The 17,090-nt window shown below is 65.3% G+C and carries 26 protein-coding genes and 1 riboswitch; of the genes, 15 read left to right on the forward strand and 11 right to left on the reverse strand.

The window, feature by feature from the left end:
- The first annotated feature begins 320 nt into the window (after positions 1 to 320).
- Together IRT45_RS08210 and IRT45_RS08215 are read left to right on the forward strand one after the other, a co-directional pair.
- The gene (locus IRT45_RS08210; RefSeq protein WP_194805250.1) at positions 321 to 719 is read left to right on the forward strand and encodes a PPOX class F420-dependent oxidoreductase; all 399 of its coding nucleotides are present in this window, start codon (positions 321 to 323) and stop codon (positions 717 to 719) included.
- A gap of 75 nt (positions 720 to 794) precedes the next feature.
- Positions 795 to 1,049: a hypothetical protein gene (locus IRT45_RS08215; protein WP_194805251.1), complete on the forward strand. Its 255-nt coding sequence runs from the start codon at positions 795 to 797 to the stop codon at positions 1,047 to 1,049.
- Positions 1,050 to 1,103: 54 nt separating this feature from the next.
- Here IRT45_RS08215 and IRT45_RS08220 read toward each other — a convergent pair whose 3' ends face one another.
- Entirely contained in the window at positions 1,104 to 2,315 is a 1,212-nt protein-coding gene (locus IRT45_RS08220) for an FAD-dependent monooxygenase (RefSeq protein ID WP_194805252.1), read from the reverse strand.
- A 95-nt stretch (positions 2,316 to 2,410) separates the two neighbouring features.
- Between IRT45_RS08220 and IRT45_RS08225 the strand changes: the two genes are divergently transcribed.
- Positions 2,411 to 3,172 carry a TetR family transcriptional regulator gene (locus IRT45_RS08225; RefSeq protein WP_194805253.1) on the forward strand — a complete coding sequence of 254 codons (762 nt, stop codon included), beginning with the start codon at positions 2,411 to 2,413 and terminating at the stop codon, positions 3,170 to 3,172.
- Here IRT45_RS08225 and IRT45_RS08230 read toward each other — a convergent pair.
- Both IRT45_RS08230 and IRT45_RS08235 read right to left on the reverse strand, forming a co-directional pair.
- Positions 3,167 to 3,826, reverse strand: a complete 660-nt coding sequence (locus tag IRT45_RS08230) for a hypothetical protein (RefSeq protein WP_194805254.1) — start codon at positions 3,824 to 3,826, stop codon at positions 3,167 to 3,169. The genes IRT45_RS08225 and IRT45_RS08230 overlap by 6 nt on opposite strands.
- A 1-nt stretch (position 3,827) precedes the next feature.
- On the reverse strand, positions 3,828 to 4,658 hold the full coding sequence (locus IRT45_RS08235) for a class I SAM-dependent methyltransferase (protein ID WP_194805255.1): 831 nt from the start codon (positions 4,656 to 4,658) through the stop codon (positions 3,828 to 3,830).
- Positions 4,659 to 4,802: 144 nt separating this feature from the next.
- On the opposite strand from IRT45_RS08235, the gene IRT45_RS08240 reads away from it, so the two are divergent.
- Together IRT45_RS08240 and IRT45_RS08245 are read left to right on the forward strand one after the other, a co-directional pair.
- Positions 4,803 to 5,081 carry a hypothetical protein gene (locus tag IRT45_RS08240; RefSeq protein WP_194805256.1) on the forward strand — a complete coding sequence of 93 codons (279 nt, stop codon included), beginning with the start codon at positions 4,803 to 4,805 and terminating at the stop codon, positions 5,079 to 5,081.
- The gene (locus IRT45_RS08245; protein ID WP_194805257.1) at positions 5,044 to 5,505 is read left to right on the forward strand and encodes a hypothetical protein; all 462 of its coding nucleotides are present in this window, start codon (positions 5,044 to 5,046) and stop codon (positions 5,503 to 5,505) included. Before IRT45_RS08240 ends, IRT45_RS08245 begins: the two co-directional genes overlap by 38 nt.
- A gap of 51 nt (positions 5,506 to 5,556) precedes the next feature.
- Here IRT45_RS08245 and IRT45_RS08250 read toward each other — a convergent pair whose 3' ends face one another.
- Positions 5,557 to 6,288 carry a dienelactone hydrolase family protein gene (locus IRT45_RS08250; RefSeq protein ID WP_194805258.1) on the reverse strand — a complete coding sequence of 244 codons (732 nt, stop codon included), beginning with the start codon at positions 6,286 to 6,288 and terminating at the stop codon, positions 5,557 to 5,559.
- A 374-nt stretch (positions 6,289 to 6,662) separates the two neighbouring features.
- Here IRT45_RS08250 and IRT45_RS08255 point away from each other — a divergent pair, with 374 nt between their 5' ends.
- On the forward strand, positions 6,663 to 7,610 hold the full coding sequence (locus IRT45_RS08255) for a decaprenyl-phosphate phosphoribosyltransferase (RefSeq protein ID WP_194805259.1): 948 nt from the start codon (positions 6,663 to 6,665) through the stop codon (positions 7,608 to 7,610).
- A gap of 172 nt (positions 7,611 to 7,782) precedes the next feature.
- Here IRT45_RS08255 and IRT45_RS08260 read toward each other — a convergent pair whose 3' ends face one another.
- Both IRT45_RS08260 and IRT45_RS08265 read right to left on the reverse strand, forming a co-directional pair.
- Positions 7,783 to 8,496: a cation transporter gene (locus IRT45_RS08260; protein WP_194805260.1), complete on the reverse strand. Its 714-nt coding sequence runs from the start codon at positions 8,494 to 8,496 to the stop codon at positions 7,783 to 7,785.
- A complete protein-coding gene (locus tag IRT45_RS08265; protein WP_194805261.1) occupies positions 8,496 to 8,831 on the reverse strand; it encodes a helix-turn-helix transcriptional regulator in 336 nt (111 codons plus the stop codon). Before IRT45_RS08265 ends, IRT45_RS08260 begins: the two co-directional genes overlap by 1 nt.
- 115 nt (positions 8,832 to 8,946) lie before the next feature.
- Here IRT45_RS08265 and IRT45_RS08270 point away from each other — a divergent pair, with 115 nt between their 5' ends.
- From IRT45_RS08270 to IRT45_RS08285, 4 genes are all read left to right on the forward strand, one after another.
- Entirely contained in the window at positions 8,947 to 9,282 is a 336-nt protein-coding gene (locus IRT45_RS08270) for a hypothetical protein (protein WP_194805262.1), read from the forward strand.
- Positions 9,279 to 9,698, forward strand: a complete 420-nt coding sequence (locus tag IRT45_RS08275; protein ID WP_194805263.1) for a MerR family transcriptional regulator — start codon at positions 9,279 to 9,281, stop codon at positions 9,696 to 9,698. Before IRT45_RS08270 ends, IRT45_RS08275 begins: the two co-directional genes overlap by 4 nt.
- A 41-nt stretch (positions 9,699 to 9,739) precedes the next feature.
- Positions 9,740 to 9,817, forward strand: a riboswitch (ZMP/ZTP riboswitch).
- Between the two features lie 22 nt (positions 9,818 to 9,839).
- Positions 9,840 to 10,361 (forward strand): GNAT family N-acetyltransferase, encoded by a 522-nt coding sequence (locus tag IRT45_RS08280; RefSeq protein WP_309240844.1) that lies wholly within the window; start codon positions 9,840 to 9,842, stop codon positions 10,359 to 10,361.
- A gap of 72 nt (positions 10,362 to 10,433) precedes the next feature.
- Positions 10,434 to 11,057 carry an HAD family phosphatase gene (locus IRT45_RS08285; RefSeq protein ID WP_194805265.1) on the forward strand — a complete coding sequence of 208 codons (624 nt, stop codon included), beginning with the start codon at positions 10,434 to 10,436 and terminating at the stop codon, positions 11,055 to 11,057.
- On the opposite strand, the gene IRT45_RS37705 is transcribed toward IRT45_RS08285, so the two are convergent.
- The gene (locus IRT45_RS37705; RefSeq protein WP_309240852.1) at positions 10,985 to 11,494 is read right to left on the reverse strand and encodes a hypothetical protein; all 510 of its coding nucleotides are present in this window, start codon (positions 11,492 to 11,494) and stop codon (positions 10,985 to 10,987) included. The two genes, IRT45_RS08285 and IRT45_RS37705, sit on opposite strands and share 73 nt — an antisense overlap.
- Between IRT45_RS37705 and IRT45_RS08290 the strand changes: the two genes are divergently transcribed.
- On the forward strand, positions 11,456 to 11,995 hold the full coding sequence (locus IRT45_RS08290; protein ID WP_309240845.1) for a uridine kinase: 540 nt from the start codon (positions 11,456 to 11,458) through the stop codon (positions 11,993 to 11,995). The genes IRT45_RS37705 and IRT45_RS08290 overlap by 39 nt on opposite strands.
- 158 nt (positions 11,996 to 12,153) lie before the next feature.
- On the opposite strand, the gene IRT45_RS08295 is transcribed toward IRT45_RS08290, so the two are convergent.
- Together IRT45_RS08295 and IRT45_RS08300 are read right to left on the reverse strand one after the other, a co-directional pair.
- Positions 12,154 to 12,366: a DUF397 domain-containing protein gene (locus tag IRT45_RS08295; protein ID WP_194805267.1), complete on the reverse strand. Its 213-nt coding sequence runs from the start codon at positions 12,364 to 12,366 to the stop codon at positions 12,154 to 12,156.
- Positions 12,363 to 13,232, reverse strand: a complete 870-nt coding sequence (locus IRT45_RS08300; protein ID WP_194805268.1) for a helix-turn-helix transcriptional regulator — start codon at positions 13,230 to 13,232, stop codon at positions 12,363 to 12,365. Before IRT45_RS08300 ends, IRT45_RS08295 begins: the two co-directional genes overlap by 4 nt.
- Positions 13,233 to 13,570: 338 nt before the next feature.
- Between IRT45_RS08300 and IRT45_RS08305 the strand changes: the two genes are divergently transcribed.
- Together IRT45_RS08305 and IRT45_RS08310 are read left to right on the forward strand one after the other, a co-directional pair.
- The gene (locus tag IRT45_RS08305) at positions 13,571 to 13,924 is read left to right on the forward strand and encodes a hypothetical protein (RefSeq protein ID WP_228533947.1); all 354 of its coding nucleotides are present in this window, start codon (positions 13,571 to 13,573) and stop codon (positions 13,922 to 13,924) included.
- Between the two features lie 343 nt (positions 13,925 to 14,267).
- Positions 14,268 to 14,480 carry a hypothetical protein gene (locus IRT45_RS08310; RefSeq protein WP_194805270.1) on the forward strand — a complete coding sequence of 71 codons (213 nt, stop codon included), beginning with the start codon at positions 14,268 to 14,270 and terminating at the stop codon, positions 14,478 to 14,480.
- 83 nt (positions 14,481 to 14,563) lie between these two features.
- Here the strand turns inward: IRT45_RS08310 and IRT45_RS08315 are convergent, their stop codons facing one another.
- Positions 14,564 to 14,791, reverse strand: a complete 228-nt coding sequence (locus tag IRT45_RS08315; RefSeq protein ID WP_194805271.1) for a hypothetical protein — start codon at positions 14,789 to 14,791, stop codon at positions 14,564 to 14,566.
- A 165-nt stretch (positions 14,792 to 14,956) separates the two neighbouring features.
- Here IRT45_RS08315 and IRT45_RS08320 point away from each other — a divergent pair, with 165 nt between their 5' ends.
- Positions 14,957 to 16,108 (forward strand): serine hydrolase domain-containing protein, encoded by a 1,152-nt coding sequence (locus IRT45_RS08320; RefSeq protein ID WP_194805272.1) that lies wholly within the window; start codon positions 14,957 to 14,959, stop codon positions 16,106 to 16,108.
- A gap of 21 nt (positions 16,109 to 16,129) precedes the next feature.
- On the opposite strand, the gene IRT45_RS08325 is transcribed toward IRT45_RS08320, so the two are convergent.
- Positions 16,130 to 16,525, reverse strand: coding sequence for a hypothetical protein (locus tag IRT45_RS08325; protein ID WP_194805273.1), 396 nt, complete (start codon positions 16,523 to 16,525; stop codon positions 16,130 to 16,132).
- 101 nt (positions 16,526 to 16,626) lie between these two features.
- Here IRT45_RS08325 and IRT45_RS08330 point away from each other — a divergent pair, with 101 nt between their 5' ends.
- Positions 16,627 to 17,085, forward strand: coding sequence for a MarR family winged helix-turn-helix transcriptional regulator (locus IRT45_RS08330; RefSeq protein WP_194805274.1), 459 nt, complete (start codon positions 16,627 to 16,629; stop codon positions 17,083 to 17,085).
- Positions 17,086 to 17,090: the final 5 nt, after the last annotated feature.

Here is a 17,090-nt window from a genome sequence, read left to right on the forward strand (position 1 = left end):
CGTGCCGATTACCGAACTCATCTGCTCCCGCTCGGGTCCGTCGGTGCCCATCGTTGCCTCCCTGCGCTTGTCCCCGCGCTGGAACGGGCCCAGCGCTGTCGGTGTATCCAGAGGTGTCGACGGCGGCATCGCAAAGAATTCATCGGTGCCGCCGGGATCGCTGTGCCTGCTCGGCTGGAACGGTCTGTGCAGCGTGCTGATTCGGGAGCCATCCGCAGTCCCGAAGCGGAAAATCTAGCAACACTAGACAATCTATCGGCATCTAGGTTACTGTCGCTCTAGTCGCTAGCGTTGGTAGATTTCATTGAGGAGTGATCGACATGACCTTCACCATCAACGAGCAGAAGTTCCTCGCCGAGGCCGGCATCGGCCGCTTGGCCACGGTGTCGCCCGACGGCGTCGTGCAGAACAATCCGACCAACTATCGGGTGAACGCCGACGGCACCATCGACATCGGGGGTATGCGGATGCGCGCCAGCCGGAAGTATCGCAACGTCGAGGCGGGAAGCCGCGTGTCGTTCGTCGTCGACCAGCAGGTTTCGTTGGAGCCGTACGAAATTCGCGGCATCGAGGTACGCGGTACGGCCGTCGCGCTCGACGACGAGGAGCCCCCGTTCCCGCCCCAGGAACGCGCGGTCATCCGCATCCACCCCGACCGGATCGTCTCCTGGGGCATCGACAGCGGATCCTTCGACTTCACCAGTCGCAAGGCCGAATAGTCCCGCATATCGAACGCCGCCCCTCGATGATCTCGCGGCTCGTGTAAGAGCGGGACGGGCGGGAACCACTGCGGTATGACGGAGAACACATCGGATTCAACCACGAAACCCGCCGAGACGGTCACGCCCGAGCCGGATGAGGAAACCCGCGAGCGGGCCAAGGAGGAAGCCGGCAAGCTGGACGAAATCTACGAGCCGGGTGCACGCGCGAGTGTCGTCGTACCCGGGACCGACGGCATGGTCGCGGGCACCGCCTTCGCCGACTCGGTCGACGAACAGATCACCGAGAACAAACCGCCGGACGAACTGCGCAAGGACAAGGATTCCTGATTTCGGACGACGTCGACCGACATCGACGGCGAGCCGGTCCGTAGCCGATTCGGCTCATTCCGCGATCGAAGCTGCCGGCAGGTCGTAATCGGGAAGCTGCTCGGTGGCCCGGGGAGCCATGATGCGTTCCATTCCGGCCATCGATTCCAGCAGCGGCAGGCGAGCGATGAGATTGCGCACCGCGATGCCGACCCGTGTTTTCGGTGCCATGAGCCGCAGGTTGGGGCCGATCTGTTGTTTGCGGTCGACCAACGGCCGGTGGGCCTGCTCATAGCGACGGAAGGCGAGGCGATGGTCCCCGGCGGCGGCTGCGAGCTCACCGGCGAGCCGGTAGGCCCCGATCAACGCCAGCTCGGCCCCCGCGCCGGAGGCCGGAGACGCGCAGTAGGCGGCGTCGCCCACCAGGACGACCCTGCCGATCGACCATGACCGCATGTGGACCTGGCCGAGGGTGTCGATGTAGGCGTCCGGATCGGCGAGTACACTTTTCAGCAATTCGGGCACGTGCCAGGCGTTTTCGTCACGGAACTCGGAGGCGAGCAGCGCCCGCGCCGCCTCCTGGTCGCGCGGATCGATATCGCGTCGTGGACTGCGGAACATGAGATACGCCTTGGCTCGAGTGTGATTGCCCGAGCGGTAGATCCCGGCAAAGCGTCCTGGCGTATTGAAGACCGTCATCCACCGATCGGGTCCCAGCGCCGAGTCGGCGTTCCCGAAGGCGAAGTAGTGGTCCATGTGCCGGACGTAGTCGGACTCCGGGCCGAAGACCAGTCGCCGGACCGTCGAGTGCAGGCCGTCGGCTCCGATCACCAGGTCGAAGCGTCGCCTCGGCGCGTGCTCGAAGGTGACGGTGACACCGTCGTCGTACTGCTCGAGCCCGCGGATGGAGTCGCCGAAGATGTACTCCACGTTGTCGGCGGTGAGGTCGTGCAGGATACGGACGAGATCGCCACGCATGATCTCCGCCTCGGTGCTGCCGTACTTGTCCTTGATGCCCTGCATATCGATCCGGGCGAGGTCGCGTCCGTCGGCACGGACGAACCTCATTCCCGCGACGTCGGCCGCGCAGTCCCGCACCCGTGCCATGATTCCCATCTTGTCGGCCACCTCGATCGCCTGATCGCGGATATCCACCCCTTGCCCGCCGGTCCGCAGCCCGGCTGCTCGCTCGACCACCGTGGGCCGGAACCCGTGTCGCGCAAGCCAGTACGCCAACACCTGGCCGGCGATACCGGCACCGGAAATCAGAATCCGCTCGTTCTTCACCGCGTCCTCCTTGTTTCATAATTACTGACCAATGGTCAGTGGCTACACGATAGGGTGCTGACCGCCGGTCAGTCAAGGGGTTAGGATCGAGAACCGTGACTGACGATTCGCGTACTCGAATCCTGCGCACCGCGCTGGAGATGTTCGCCGAACGTGGCTACCATGCGGTATCCGTGCGGGAAATCTCCGAGCAGGTCGGTCTGACCAAAACCGCTGTGCTCTATCACTTTTCGAGCAAGATCGACATCGTCGTCGCTCTGGTCGAACCATTGCTGGCAGACACCGAGGCCATGCTCGAATCCGTCCGGTCCATCCGGAATGCGGACGCACGACGGTGGGCGGTGGCCGAAGGGCTCCTCGACACCTGGCTCCGGCATCGGTCAGTGCTGCGGATCCACATGCAGGACCAGGCGCTGTCGGCCGATACCGCGACCTATCGGCGGCTGCGTGACATCGCCCTGACCGCGCAGGGACTGCTCGCCGGCCCCGACGCCGATTTCACCGCGCGAGTACGGGCCGCGCAGATCTACGCGGCGCTCAGCGACCCTGTGGTGTTCTTCGCCGACCAGCCCGAAAGGCAGGTGCGCGCAGCGATTCTCGACGGCGTGCACCGACTGTTGGGTGGGCCACCGCCTCGTGAGACTGTCAGTCGGCCGGAGCGGCCCGTCGACACCGCACGACCCCGAGCGGGCCGCGGCCGCCCGGGCGCGATGACCCCGGACATGGTCGAGTCCGCTCGCCGCATGCGGGATTCCGGCGAATACACCGTCGACGAGATCGCCGCGACCCTGGGCGTATCCCGCGCAACCGTCTACCGGAATCTCACAACTTCCCGCGATCGCCCCAACGTCTCATAAAGACTCTGTTTTTGATACGTGCAACTCCGGTTTTGGGGCGCCTTGATCCGAGAGTGCTTCCAGCCACGGATGGCCCGAGTGCACTCGCGACAGCCACCCGGACAATCGGGATCGCCGCGATGTGTCCAACGCGGGGAGCGCGTGCAGGAAGTCGGCCTCGTCCTTGGCTCGCCGGGCTTTCGCCTTGAACAGGAGTACGACCTCGGGGATCACGTAGGGGATGCCGTCGGCGGTGTGGAGAATCAGCTCCTCGTGGGACAGGGTGATCGAGGCGTCGCGGCGGCACACCCACCGGTCCCCGCAGTGTGGCTCGCGGAATACGTCGAGGCGATAGAGCCCCGTCGCGGGTTCGCGCAGCCACGTCTGATGGTGGTTGCCGGCTTGCTCCGGGTACGGCCAGGCGTGCCCGTCGCCGATGACGTCCCATTCGTAGCCGGGGAACGCCTCCGCGATGTCGTCGAACCGCTCACGGGGAATACCGATTTCGAGATCGGAATGCGTACGACCGAGGCCGCCGACGAACAGATCCAGCGCCCACCCCGCCGCGATGTACCAACATGTAGGGATACCCGACAGTCGTTCGGCGACTTCACTGGGCGTCCAAGCTTTCCAGAGGCGGTCGCATTCCTGGACCGACAACGGGCGTCCGGTCATCTCAGGTCCCTTCACATCGGACGGGTCGACTGCTCGTCGCACATCCTGCCCTTCGCGGCTCACGACTGACCGCGAGTGTCGGGGCGTACAGGACGAAGAACAGGAAGCACAGGAATCTGTTGTCGGTGCTCTCTCCGAGCACCTCGGGAATCAGATCGCGAGCGGCGGGCAGGGCCGGCGGTTCGCTGATGACGCCGATGCGGAAGCCGGCTGCGGTGAAGGCGTCGGTCATCGCGTGTAATGGCCGGTCCCAGAAACTCAGTCGGGCGGTCTGCCCGCCCATGCTCCATTCGTCGATCCGGTTGCGGGTCCGGAAATAGTCGGTCGAATCCCCGGCCAGACGTTGTCCGAGGAAGTTGGCGAAAGGATGCTCGACCGAGACGATGAGCCTGCCGCCGGGGACCAGCACGCGTCGCAGTTCGGCGAGAGCCGGTCCCCAGTCCCGCAGGTAATGCAACACCAGAGACGCGACGACGTCGTCGAACCCGCTGTCGGGAAAGGGCAGCGGGTCGGCCAGATCGGCGACTCGCAGGTCCGCGTCGGCGCCGAGGTGTTGTCGGGCCTGCTCCAGAATCCGGGCACTCGAGTCGATGCCGGTCACGACGGCGCCACGGTCGCGCAGCGCGGCGAACAGGGGACCCGGACCGCAGCCGACATCGAGGATTCGCCGCCCTGAGACGTCCCCGGCGAGTTCCAGGATCGCGGGCCGGTTGTAGTAGGCGTGCACAAGGCCGGTCTCGTTTTCTGCCGCGTAGCCCTCGGCGATGCTGTCGTAGCCGCTCACCCGCATCGGATCGGCGGGACGTGCCTGGCCTTCCGGAACTGGAGTCATGCCCCATCCTGACATGCAATCAGAGGTGCGCGGTGTAAAGCTTTGTCGGCCAACCATTTCGGGCAATCGGCTGAAAAATCAAAGAAGTTCTGTCGTGATTCGAGTGTGAAAGCTGCCTGAGCAGCCGCTCGATAGAGTCAGCACATGCCCGAGTTGATCGCGCCGACCGCACGCCTTCACCGCGCCTGGCTCGATGCGCATGCCGAGTGGGGCCCTGGCTTCCATGAAGACGGGTTCGGGTTGACGCCCGCCGACGAGGTCGACGCGCAGGCCGGCTTCACAAAGTGGGTGGAACGACTGGCCAGTGACTCACCCTCTTCGCGCGGTAGTGCCGATCGGCACGGGCTGCTCGAATATCCCTCCGGCACTTGGCAGGCTGTTGTTCATGACGCCGAGCGATCTCTTCTTCCAGCTGGGAGCTGAGCGCAGACGACAGGTTCATCTGTCGCTGTGCGAGGATGCGCTGTCGATTTGGGTCGATTACGTCCGGGGGGAGCCCCGCGAGCTGCGCTATCGCGACTCGGTTGTCGGGATGCGGCATCTCGTGGAGGTCGAGCTTCCGGCCGATGCCCTTCGCTCCGCTCGGGCCGGGGTGGATCTCGCGGGGGTGCGCGATCGCTATCTCGAGCCCATTTGCGCGATGCAAGACGATGATCTCGTCTTCCCCGATCCGGTCGAGTTCGCTTACTACGCGATCTACAACTGTTTTCGCAAGTACGCCCGCGGTGACGACATCGAGGATTGGCTGATTGTCAACCAGGCCTTGTCGGCTCACGACATCGACGAGGCGGCGCCGCGTTTGACGCGCACGATCGACGATGTCGTCCGAACCGGGCTCGAGAACTGATCGACGGTCCGGCCGGCAGCTCCTCGCTGCTGTCGGCCGGACCGCCCGTTCTCACTTCAAATGCCGTGCGAAGAAACGACTTCCGTCGTCTCCCTCGAACTGCGGGACGCCCGTGTGGCCGCCCATATTGGCGTGCAGCGTCTTCTCCTTCGAGCCGAGGGCGTCGAACAGGTCCAGGGCCTGCTGCCGGTCGTTTCCTTCGTCGTCCCACTGCAGCAGGACCAGCAGCGGAATGGTGACCTGCCGGGCCTCCTCGAACATGCTGCGGGGCACGTAACTTCCGGCGAACAGAACGGCGGCCGCGATGCGCGGCTCGACGACCGCCAGCCGGACTCCGATGCCGATCACCCCTCCCGAGAACCCGACCGGGCCGGTGATTCCGGGCAGCGACAGGAGGGCGTCCAGGGTCGCCTGCCATTCCGGTACCGCCTTGTCGGCCAGCGGAAGGATGAGCCGGTCCACGATCTCGTCGTCGACCGGCTCGCCGGCCTGCACGGCTCGGCGCAGGTCGGCGCGGGCTTGTTCGGCGGCGGCGGAAGGGGGCCGGTCACCGCTGCCAGGGAGTTCGATGGTGGCTGCGGCGTAGCCTTCCGCCACGGCATGCCGGGCCCGGCCCGCCAGCCGCGGATACATCCTGCGCAGTCCGCCGGGATGGCCGAGCAGGATCAGCGGTGTCGGTGCGGAGGCGGAAACAGGCGTCCACAGGATGCCGGGGATCTCGCCGAGGGTGAACTCGTGTTCGAGGACGTCGTCGCCGAGACGCTGTTCGGAAGTGAAGTTCATGGTCGTGCCTTTCGGGAGTGCTCTCGCGGCGCTCCCGGACGACCTATCGCCCGACCGTGACCCCGGAGGGGAGCACCCATGTCGATACTGCGTTCACGGGTACCACCTCCTCGTTCTCTTGCACGGTCCCGGGAAAGGTAGCAGCGGTCCCAGTTGCCCGGCAACAGGTTTTCGTACCGATTTACGGCTACTTACACGTCTAGCGCGTCAAACTTCTTGGCAGGCAAAAGATTGACCCAAGACATTCAGGTGAGTGTTTGGGAGTATGTCGTCGGCGGTGTCGCGGGTCGACACAATCGCGTAGCCGTCGAAGCGACAGTCTCGCCGCACGGAAGAGATTCCTCCGCCCCGCCACAGGAAGTAGCCAGGTTGATATGAGCGAAGAACCGACCACCATCGAACTCGACGAGGCCGTCTTCACCGGACCGCCCAAAACCCTGGCCAGCGGGCTGGTCAAAGCCTTGCGGCCACGTCAGTGGGTGAAGAATGTTCTGGTGCTGGCCGCGCCTGTGGCCGCGGGCACGATTCCGGGTACCGACACCTTTGCCGTCTCCGATCTCACCCGCGATCTGCACATCGGTATCGCGTTCGTGGTGTTCTGCCTGGCAGCGTCGGGCATCTACCTGGTCAACGACTCGCTCGACGTGGAAGCCGATCGAGCGCATCCGACCAAACGCTTCCGCCCGATCGCCGCCGGCGTGGTTCCGGTGCGTGTGGCCTACGCGCTGTCGGTGGTGCTGCTGACCGCCTCGATCCTGATCTCGTTCGTGGCGACTTGGCAGCTGGCCGCGGTGATGGGTGCTTACGTCTGCATCCAGCTGGCCTACTGCTTCGGTCTCAAGCATCAACCGGTCCTCGATATCTGCGTCGTGTCATCGGGCTTCCTGTTGCGTACGGTTGCCGGTGGTGCGGCGGCGAGTATTCATCTGTCGCAATGGTTTTTGCTGATCGCGGCCTTCGGTTCGCTGTTCATGGCCGCGGGCAAGCGCTATGCCGAGTTGAAAATCGCGATGGACACCGGCGCCAAGATTCGTAAGTCGCTGCAGTACTACACGCCCACCTATCTCCGTTTCGTGTGGACTTTGTCGGGCACGGCGGTGGTGGTCTTCTATGGGCTGTGGGCGTTCGAGGCCGATCACAAGGACAACCCGTGGTTCGCGATCTCGATGATTCCTTTTACGATCAGCATCCTGCGTTACGCGGTCGACGTTGATGGGGCCGGAGCTGGTGAACCAGAAGAGATCGTGCTGGGCGACCGCATTCTGCAGTCATTGGCCCTGGGGTGTGTCGCAACAGTCGGTGTGGCCGTCTACCTCACCTGAGCAGACATATGAGGCACTTGCCGCGTCATGAGCGGACGTCATCGCACTGGCTCGACACGCCGACGACCTGGAATCGGCATTACCGCACGTTGAGCGCGGTCGCTCCATCGCCAGCGTAAACCTCATGACCAGCGAGGTCCTGGCAGGATCTTGACGCAAGACTCACGCGGGATCAAGGGTGCTGGTGGTCGCAGCAGTCGCAGGCGTGGTCGTCGGTCTGCTGTGCCGCTGGGGTGGGGCAGCAGGTGTCGCCGCGCCAGGCGTTCACTCCCTCCTTCACCGCGATCAGGGCGATGACCAGTGCGGCGATCGGATCGGCCCACGACCATCCGAACAGGGCATTGAGTAGTAGGCCGACGAGTAGTACCGCGGACAGGTAGGTGCAGAGCAGGGTCTGTTTGGAGTCGGCAACCGCGCTGGCGGAGCCCAGTTCGCGACCGGTGCGTCGCTGCCCGGCCGACAGGATCGGCATGATCACCAAACTGACTGCGGCCAGCCCGATTCCGATGGGGGAGCGGTGCGCTTCATCGAGTCCGAGCAGGCCGCGGATCGAGTCGGCGGTGACGTAGAGCGCGAGAGCGAAGAACGAGAACGCGATGATGCGCAGCGCGATCTTCTCCCGGGCCTCCGGGTTCGGTCCGGCGAACTGCCACGCCACCGCGGCGGCGGAGGACACCTCGATCACCGAATCCAGTCCGAATCCGATCAGCGCGGTCGACGACGCCCGGCTGCCCTCGGTGAGGGCGATGATCGCCTCGAGGACGTTGTAGGAGATGGTCGCGGCCACGAACCAGCGGATCCGCCGGGCCAGCACTGCGCGCCGCTGCGACGACGGACCGGCCGCCACGGCCGACGGTGTGCCCGGCATGCCCAGCGACCGCGACATCAGCAGCAGCCCTCGCTCTCGGCGGCGGGGCAGCAGGCCGGATCGACCGCGAGCACCAGCCCGAGCAGGTCCCCGAGAGCGGCGGCGATGCGGCGGTCGGCGAGTTCGTAACGGCTACGCCTGCCTTCGGGGACCGCCACGACCAAACCGCATCCGCGCAGGCACGCGAGATGATTGGACAGAATCTGCCGGGAGACCCCGATCTGCTCGGCCATCTCCGACGGATAGGCCGGGCCGGTGCGCAGGCTCAGCAGAATCCGGGTGCGGGTCGCATCCGAGAGGGCGTGCCCGAAACGGGCCAGCGCATCGGTATGGGCCACGGGCAGAGTCTGCATACCCGTACGGTACATCGAAATCTGTATACAGAAAATTATGAATGGTTCTGCATTGTCGTCCTCGGCTGAATCTCGAGTTGCATCCGGTACCGGGGTACAGGTTTACCGTCGATCCATGACGATTTCGCCGGCTCGGAACAGCTGGGTGCCGTCGGCCTGCACCCTGCCCACGGTCGAGCAGCCGATCCGTGTGGCCGAGTTCGATCGCTTCTTCGCTGATGCGGTCCGTGCTGTCCGTCGACCGGACCCGCACCGGCTCGAACTGATTCTCGCCTCCGACGCCGAGCCGCGGGCCCGGGACCTCGCGGCGCGGGAGACCAGCTGCTGTTCGTTCTTCGTGTTCGACTTCGGCGCCACCGAAGAAGGGCCGGTGCTGAGTATCGGTGTGCCACCGGCCTATTCGGCGGTGCTCGATGCATTCGCCGCGCGCGCCACCGGCGGTGCACGGTGACCGCGTTGCGCACCGGCGAGCTCGCGGCCGCGGCCGGAGTGAACATCCAGACTCTGCGCTACTACGAACGCCGCGGCCTGCTGGCAGAACCGCAGCGCACCCTCGGCGGGCACCGCCTGTATCCAGAGGAGGCGGTGACGGTGCTGCGGGTGATCAAGGCTGCCCAGCGGCTCGGATTCAGCCTCGCCGAGGTCGCAAACCTGCTCTCCAGCACCGGCCACCATCGGCGCGATGCCGGATTGCGCGCCCGTGCACGGGCCAAGCTCGCGGAGGTCGATGCCAAGCTGGCCGAACTCGGCGCGGTCCGCGACACCCTGCGCGCCGCGCTGGCCGCCGGATGCGAGGACCTACTCGCCTGTAGTGAAACGCGCTCTTGCCCAGTTTCTTTCGAGCTGCTGCCCGATTCCGGTACTTAGCGGATCGGTAGTGCGAGGCCGCACGAAAATGTCAGTAGCCTTGGTGGCAACGCGACTGGCGTCGGGTGGGTGACCACCGGGGAGCGTGAGTAGGGACATCGACCGCCTGGGTGCTCCATCGCTTCGATGACGGGAGCCTGTGTGCTGGAGATCGCCCGTGCCCAGATCTGCGATGTCGACCAAGTGATCAATTTGCGTCACGCCGTTGAAGATTGGCTCGCGAGTCGCCGGATTGTGCAGTGGGCCCCGCGCGAGATACCGGAGTCCGTGTTCTATGGTCAGGTCGCCGCCGGTGAGTACTACGTCGCGCGCATCGACGGCCGGCCATCGATTGTGGGTGCGTTCCGGCTGCTGTGGAGCGATCCGGTGATGTGGCAGGACGGCGTCTTCGCTGGATATGTTCATGGGCTGGTCGTCGACCGTGGTCATGCCGGCCGCGGGATCGGCCGTGCATTGCTCGGCTGGGCAGCCCGGACTTCTTGCGAGGCGGGGGCGAACTTGTTGCGGTTGGACTGCGTCGATACCAACGTTGCGCTGTGTGCGTACTACCGCGCTGCGGGGTTTGTTCGGGTTGGTCGCCGAGGCTTGGGGGGCTCTCGCGGGGTTGTGCTGTTTCAGCGGTCGCTCGCCGAGCCACCCTACGACGCGAGTAGGCGGGAGTGAGCGCGAGGCACGAGGCGATGTTCGCCAGGTGATCGATCCGTTGCCGAGCAGCACAGCGTTAGACTCGCGGCTATGGGGGTACGAGCGGTCATACTCGATATCGGTGGAGTTCTCGAGGTGACCTCGGAGATGACGTTCATCGGGGAATGGCTCGACCGGCTGGGGTTGGCGCTCGATGAAATCGGGCCGGAGCTGGTCGAGATCTGGGGCGCGGGTGAGCTCGGTGCTGTCACCGAATCGCAAGTGCGAGAGGCGATCTGCACCGGTTTGTCGGTTGATCAGCAGGTGGCGGATGCGGTGATCGCAGACATGTGGGAGCAGTACCTCGGGGCCGCGAACACAGAACTCATCGATTATGTGGCCATGTTGCGGCCTCGATTCCGGACGGGGCTGTTGAGTAACAGCTTCGTGGGTGCACGCCAACGCGAGAGCGCCGCTTACGGGTTCGAGGAACTCGTCGATGACATCGTGTACTCCCACGAGGTCGGGATGGCCAAGCCCAATCCCGGGATCTACCTCCTCGCATGTGAGCGACTCGGGGTCGAGCCCGGCGAGGCGATATTCGTCGATGACTCCGAGATGGCGGTATCCGGAGCTGAGTCGGTAGGCATGACCGCCATCCTTCACACGAGTAATGCGGTGACTATCTCGACGCTCGAGGCACTGTTGCGGCAGAGCAGGTCCGATCCGCGGTGAACTTCCGCAGCTTCGTCCGAGGCACGGAAGGCCGACTGACATCCCCGTACGGCTTGTTCACTGACAGGTTCGTGCCGGTTTCGCAGGAGAGTGCCGTAGTCGATAGCGTCGGCGGTGGTGAGTGTGCGTTGCTGCTGGAGGTCGTGGCGGATCTGGTCGGTGCCGCGGCCGGTGATGTCGGCCAGTCGCTCCACCTGGGCGTCGGGCATGGCCCGCGCGTGTTGAATTCGCGGTTCGATGTCACCGACGGAGCGCGCCCGTATGGCGATACTTGTTCGATGGTCGATGTTTTCCAGACGATCGCCGCACGGATATTGGAAGGCGCTGCACTCGGCCGTGCCTTTGTCGCTGTTGACGGCGTCGATGGCAGCGGGAAGACCACATTCACCACCGAACTCGTGAAGCGGCTTCACACTCGGCCCGTGATCGTGCTGCATGTCGATGATTTCCTGAACCCGTCCGTGGTCCGGCATGCGCGGGGCCGACGATCACCGCAGGGTTTCTGGCTCGATTCCTACAACTACCGCGCACTGCGGAGTGACGCACTCGACCCACTGCGGTCCGGCGGTGATGGTTGGTATCGCACCGCTTCTTACGATCCCGGCTCCGACACCGTCGTCCGTCCGGCCGCGCGTCTCGCACCGCGTAAAGCGGTGGTGGTGGTCGAGGGACTGTTCCTGCATCGAGACGAACTCGTCGACATCTGGGATATGTCGGTTTTTCTGGACGTGCCGTTCGAGGTGACGGCCCAGCGGATGGCCGAACGCGACGGCACTCACCTGGACCCAGAGCACGAGACGATGCGTCGATACGTCGACGGACAGCGACTGTATTTCGAGCGTTCGCAGCCGTGGGCACGAGCCGACATCGTCATCGACAACTCCCGATTCGACCATCCACGCATCATCGCTCCGGAACACGCCCACCTCGCCCATTAACCGGGCCGGCACGCCGAGATCCGGCGCCGGTGGCGAGCCGCGCCGCTGCGCCGGGCAGGACTGTGGCGCAACACTTTTCGTCCTCAGCTGTTTCTGGAACCGGAGTAGTGCGGAATCACCGACTGCGAGCCGCCCGGCCGACTCGCTGCGCCGGCCGACTACGCCTGCGGTTGGGAGAACCCGCCGTTCAGCATCGTGCCGGTGAAGGCGTCCCACTCATCGGCGGTGAAAACGAGGGCGGGGCCGCCCGGATTCTTGGAATCACGAACGCCGACGTCGCCCCTGTCGAGGAATGCGATTTCGACGCATTCTCTTGTGGCGGTGCTTCGGCTGCTCTTGAACCACTTCGCGCCGGATAGATCAACCGTCATCGCAAATACTCCTTCGCTACCTGTCGCAACAAGGCCCTGCTGGCCGTCGCATCCAGGGAGGCGAGCTGCATCTCCTCGTATACTCCAGCGTACCGGCGGACGGAAGCAGATTTTTCCAAATACAAATTGCCGGTGAAGGTTTCAACATAGACGACAGTGCGCGCGCGATCGTTGAACCGCAGAACGACGAAGGCGCCGACCGGATCACCCAGGGGGACTCCGGAGCTGAACGGAAGGACTCGGACCTCGACGTTCGCGCGGGTGCTCATGTCCGCGACGTGGCGAATCTGAGAGCCCATAACTTTGGCGCTTCCGACGATTCGCCGAAGCGCCCCCTCATGAATCACCACCTGGAGTCCGGCGGGACGCACCTTACGGGTGATGAGAAGCTGTCGCCGGAGCTTCAGCCGCAGGCGACGGTCGACTTCTTCCTCGGCGGCTTCGGGCAGCGCAGTGCGAATCAGTGCTCGGGCGTAGTCCGGGATCTGGAGTAGACCGGGAATCAGGTCTGGTTGGTATGTGGCGACCTCCTGCGCTCCCGTCTCCAGCCCCACGTAGATGTCGAAGTCGGCGGGAATCAGGTCGTCCCATTCGTGCCACCAGTTCTCCGTATCAGCTTGCTGGGCAAGTCCTTTCATCGCCTCGATCTTCTCCGGATCGAACTCGTACAACCGGCAGTACGCCTCGATCTCGGGAACCGACAGCTTCTGCGTGAGCCCCTTCTCGATACGCATCAACGTGGGCGCTGAGCGTCCGATATGTGCCGCGGCCTCGGCCAGGCTCATGCCGGTTTCCTCGCGGGCCTGCCTGAGGTAGTAGCCGAGCTGGCGTTTCGGCAGAGACAGCGGTTCCCCGCGTTCGGCCATCGAATGCCCCCTTTCTATGCATTGCGAAGTGAAATGGTGCCTCTTGATTCCTGTAATCCGTCCTGGCGCTTTGCGGCACTTCCGGCGGGATTTCATGTCGCGTACCCGGACCAGGCCGGTCGATGGTCTTCTGGTGCTGCGACCACGACCGACGCGAAGCCATGACCGCCCCTGCGGTCGGCGCAAACAGAGGAACCTGACGAATCGCTAGTGCGGCTACAGGTGGAGTGCGCCACCTGTGCCACGGCTACCGCACATGATAGCCGAGTTGTACCGGCGCGGCGAGTGTCGGTCGTGAATTGCCTTCCAGCCCAACGTCATCGAAGGAGATGCCACCAGTGCCGTACTCGCCGATCGACGAGGATGCTCTCCTCGCGCTACCGGGTATCTGCGATCTGTCGCAGATCGAACTGGCTCACGATCTGATGCAGCATCATCGGACCTGCCGAATCGAGCAGTGCGCGTGGAAACAGGTGGCCTACCGGACGCTGGTGCATTTCCGGAGGGTCGAGCCGCCGCGGTTGAGTCCGCGCGAGCGTGCGCACCGGCGCGGCGTCGAATTCCTGGTCGGCAGTGGCGTTTCCGATTCGTCACGTCAGAACGTCGTGCCGATCGAGACGTTCCAGCAGGTGCTCGCCGGGCTGACGGAACTGGCAAATAACATGCACCCGAACGTCATTCGTGACCGGTAACCAATGGGGACATGGAACGTCCTGTCGAGCGTTATCACGGTGCTGTCCGGGTGCGGCGTCGTGCTGCTCGCCGTCGGATGCTTCTGGCCCGGCGATGATCCTCCGCGTACGCGCCACGTCGATCGATGGGACGGCGCGAACCCAGGGCCGCCGATCGCGCGGCTCACGGACTGGAGTTGTGCCCCGCCCGTCCGGTCCTTCACTACGGCCGAGGCCCACCACTGGATGCAGATCCATCGCGATCACGACTGCCCGCGCAAGCGTGCGGCCTTCGCCGCGCTGGTCGCGGCCGGTCGCATTCGTCCCGATTCCACTCGCCCGAACACCCTCAGGAGCGAAGACGATGAGTGAAAGCGAGACGAATACCTCGGCAGCGCAGGCAGATTCGATGCCGGAACGAATTCGCGAGCTTACCGCGCGCGCCGAAACCGCCGACTACGTTCTCCTCCGCAGCCTCCGTCCGCAACCGGAATGGAAACTGCTGGACAGGGAAAGCGGGGAAGAGGTCTTCCGTGCCGACGAACTCGACGCGATCGAACAATGGCTCGATTCGTGATCCGCACTGCTACGACGTCGCGAGGGGGATGCGGCAGCGGGTGACGTGAATACGGTGCGGTGGACGGGCTCGGTCACCGGCAGTCAGCGAAACGTCGATGTGGCCGTTGCCCACCGCGACCGTTTCGCGCGGTGCCGGCCGGTGGGTGCGACGCCGCCTTGGCGCACCATGCGCCGCCGGGTCACCTCGTCGGCCTGGGCGGGGATTCGTCGCGTTCGTCCCGGCGCGAGGGAGGCGACTGCGACCAGTGCGCTCGCCCCCAGCGCGGCGGCCAGCGGCACCAGGGCGTTCGCGGTCAGCGGAAGGGCCATGACTGCCTCCTCGTCGTCGGGTCGACAGAGCACACGACCGCTTCGCACGTTATCGGGTGATCGAGGCTCACGGCAGGGCGACACGCCGCCGCGCATTTCGCCCGGCGCGCCGAGGTTCCGCGGCGAACACCGGCCATGCTCTCTGTAACGTGTTCTAATTTCGGCATGACCGACGTGCAGGGATGGGTGGATCCGGCCTTCGAGGCGGTCCGGGAGGTGTTCGCGGCCAACCTGGCCGAGGGACGTGATCTGGGCGCCTCGGTGGCGGTGTGTGTGGACGGACGACCCGTGGTGGATCTGTGGGGCGGCGTCGCGGACGAACGCACTGGGCGACCGTGGGAGCAGGACACGGCATGCGTGGTCTTCTCGTGCACGAAAGCGCTCACCGCGACGGCGGCCCTCGCCGTCGCGCAGGACGTCGGCATCGACCCGGATGAGCCGGTCGCGCGGTGGTGGCCCGAATACGCGGTCGCCGGTAAGGAATCCACGACACTCACCGACATGCTGACCCACCGGGCCGGACTGCCCGTCTTCGAGCGGCCCATCACCGTCGCCGAGGCCGCCGATCCGGAACTGATGGCACGCACTCTCGCGGCGCAGCGCCCGATCTGGCGGCCGGGCGACGAACACGGTTATCACGCATTGACTTTCGGCTGGCTCGTGGGCGAATTCGTTCGCCGCCACGCGCATTCGACGGTCGGCGAGTATGTGCGCGGCCACTTCGGCGCGGATCTGCGCATCGGCGTCTCCGCGGAGGCGGCCGCGCAGGCGGCGCGTCTGGCCCGCCCGCCCGCTGCCGAGATGGTGTGGACGGACGACAGCGGGCCGATCGATGCGGCCGCGGCGGCCCGGTTGGTGGAGGCGTATCGCGATCCGGATTCGCTGCTGATGCGCTCCTCGTCCAATCCTGCTGCCGCATACAACAATTCGGAGGTCCTGGCGGGCGGGTGGCCGGCGTCCGGTCTGGTCGTCACGGCTCGTGCTCTCGCCGGCTTCTATCGCGACCTCGTCGCGGGAACGCTGCTACCGCGGGCGGTCCTCGCGGAGGCCACACGAGAGCGGGTGCGCGGGGTGGACGCGGTGCTGCAACTCGAGACGGCCTTGGGCTGGGGATACATGCTGCCGTCGCAGAATTTCGTGCTGCCGGATACCGCGGCACCCACCGCGTTCGGGCATCCCGGCGCGGGTGGCTCGATCGGCATGGGCGATCTCGACAACCGGGTCGCGATCGCCTTCGTGCCGAATCTGCGCCGTGACTGGCTCGCCGGTGACCGGCGAGCCTACGAGCTGGTCGCCGCCGTCTACGATTGCCTCTGATATCTCCGGGGTCTCGCGGATTCAGGCGAATGCGGCCGCTCTGCGGAGGGCGTCGAGGGTGGTTTCGGGTGAAGTGTTGAAGCAGAACCGGATTCCCGGCGCTGCCGCGGCGACGAGATTGACGACGCGTTCGAACAACAGGGTGTGCTCGGGGACGGCTCGCACCGCCCCGCCCACCATGACGAGGTCGAACGATCGGTCCGCCAGCACCGCGCGGAGGTCGTTCTCGGCTTCGTCGGGCGAGGCGGAGACCAGGCACGGTGTGATGTCGAATTCGGTGTCCCGGAGGGCGGCGTTGGCGGCGTCGACCCGGGCTGTGAGTTGCTCCTCGTCCAGATCGGGAAAGCGACTGTAGTCCAGCGCTCGTGGATGCAGTCCGATGGTCAGTGCGCGGAGGCGGGCGGCGGGATCGGTCATCGTGTCTCCTCTGGGAAAGGGAATGAGAGCTTGTGCACGTGGGACGATGGGCCTGCTCGGCGATTTAGCTTTGAAAGCAAAGGTATTTGAGGGAGAAAGGTATGTCAACGGAGAACGACGGCCTGTCCCTGGACGACAGCGTCCGGGCGATGGTGCTACTCATGCCGCGACTGGTCGGCCGGGCCAAACGCCTGCCGGTTCCCGAAGCCCTGCGATCATTCGATCTGGCACCGCGCCACCTGTCGTTGTTGACATATGTGCTGTTCGACGGGCCGCTCCCGGTCAACGAACTGGCGAGGCGACTGGAGGTGGCGCCGACCACCGTGAGCCTGATGATCGGCGACCTCAGCCGCCAAGGTGTCCTGGAGCGCCGCACCGACGACAACGACCGGCGGCGCACCCTCGTCGCGATCGCCGACGCGCACCGAACGGCCGTGGCGGACTGGCTCGGCGGTGCGGATCGGGGGTGGCGCGCCGCGCTGGGCCCGCTGACCGCGGAGCAGCGGGCCCTGGTCATCACGACACTGCGCGCCTACGAGGAAGCCGTCTCAGCCGGCTGACACCG

The organism is Nocardia sp. BSTN01 (genome assembly GCF_015354405.1).
Lineage (GTDB): Bacteria > Actinomycetota > Actinomycetes > Mycobacteriales > Mycobacteriaceae > Nocardia.

What these genes read in the sequence shown, in the direction of transcription:
- IRT45_RS08265 (WP_194805261.1), bottom strand. Translation starts at nt 8,831, where the DNA reads ATGCAGACTCTGCCCGTGGCCCATACCGATGCGCTGGCCCGTTTCGGG.
- IRT45_RS08295 (WP_194805267.1), bottom strand. Translation starts at nt 12,366, where the DNA reads ATGACGGTTGATCTATCCGGCGCGAAGTGGTTCAAGAGCAGCCGAAGC.
- IRT45_RS08270 (WP_194805262.1), top strand. Translation starts at nt 8,947, where the DNA reads ATGACGATTTCGCCGGCTCGGAACAGCTGGGTGCCGTCGGCCTGCACC.
- IRT45_RS08325 (WP_194805273.1), bottom strand. Translation starts at nt 16,525, where the DNA reads ATGACCGATCCCGCCGCCCGCCTCCGCGCACTGACCATCGGACTGCAT.
- IRT45_RS08260 (WP_194805260.1), bottom strand. Translation starts at nt 8,496, where the DNA reads ATGTCGCGGTCGCTGGGCATGCCGGGCACACCGTCGGCCGTGGCGGCC.
- IRT45_RS08210 (WP_194805250.1), top strand. Translation starts at nt 321, where the DNA reads ATGACCTTCACCATCAACGAGCAGAAGTTCCTCGCCGAGGCCGGCATC.
- IRT45_RS08285 (WP_194805265.1), top strand. Translation starts at nt 10,434, where the DNA reads ATGGGGGTACGAGCGGTCATACTCGATATCGGTGGAGTTCTCGAGGTG.
- IRT45_RS08330 (WP_194805274.1), top strand. Translation starts at nt 16,627, where the DNA reads ATGTCAACGGAGAACGACGGCCTGTCCCTGGACGACAGCGTCCGGGCG.
- IRT45_RS08240 (WP_194805256.1), top strand. Translation starts at nt 4,803, where the DNA reads ATGCCCGAGTTGATCGCGCCGACCGCACGCCTTCACCGCGCCTGGCTC.
- IRT45_RS08255 (WP_194805259.1), top strand. Translation starts at nt 6,663, where the DNA reads ATGAGCGAAGAACCGACCACCATCGAACTCGACGAGGCCGTCTTCACC.
- IRT45_RS08245 (WP_194805257.1), top strand. Translation starts at nt 5,044, where the DNA reads ATGACGCCGAGCGATCTCTTCTTCCAGCTGGGAGCTGAGCGCAGACGA.
- IRT45_RS08250 (WP_194805258.1), bottom strand. Translation starts at nt 6,288, where the DNA reads ATGAACTTCACTTCCGAACAGCGTCTCGGCGACGACGTCCTCGAACAC.
- IRT45_RS08315 (WP_194805271.1), bottom strand. Translation starts at nt 14,791, where the DNA reads ATGGCCCTTCCGCTGACCGCGAACGCCCTGGTGCCGCTGGCCGCCGCG.
- IRT45_RS08300 (WP_194805268.1), bottom strand. Translation starts at nt 13,232, where the DNA reads ATGGCCGAACGCGGGGAACCGCTGTCTCTGCCGAAACGCCAGCTCGGC.
- IRT45_RS08235 (WP_194805255.1), bottom strand. Translation starts at nt 4,658, where the DNA reads ATGACTCCAGTTCCGGAAGGCCAGGCACGTCCCGCCGATCCGATGCGG.
- IRT45_RS08230 (WP_194805254.1), bottom strand. Translation starts at nt 3,826, where the DNA reads ATGACCGGACGCCCGTTGTCGGTCCAGGAATGCGACCGCCTCTGGAAA.
- IRT45_RS08310 (WP_194805270.1), top strand. Translation starts at nt 14,268, where the DNA reads ATGAGTGAAAGCGAGACGAATACCTCGGCAGCGCAGGCAGATTCGATG.
- IRT45_RS08215 (WP_194805251.1), top strand. Translation starts at nt 795, where the DNA reads ATGACGGAGAACACATCGGATTCAACCACGAAACCCGCCGAGACGGTC.
- IRT45_RS37705 (WP_309240852.1), bottom strand. Translation starts at nt 11,494, where the DNA reads ATGCAGCACGATCACGGGCCGAGTGTGAAGCCGCTTCACGAGTTCGGT.
- IRT45_RS08320 (WP_194805272.1), top strand. Translation starts at nt 14,957, where the DNA reads ATGACCGACGTGCAGGGATGGGTGGATCCGGCCTTCGAGGCGGTCCGG.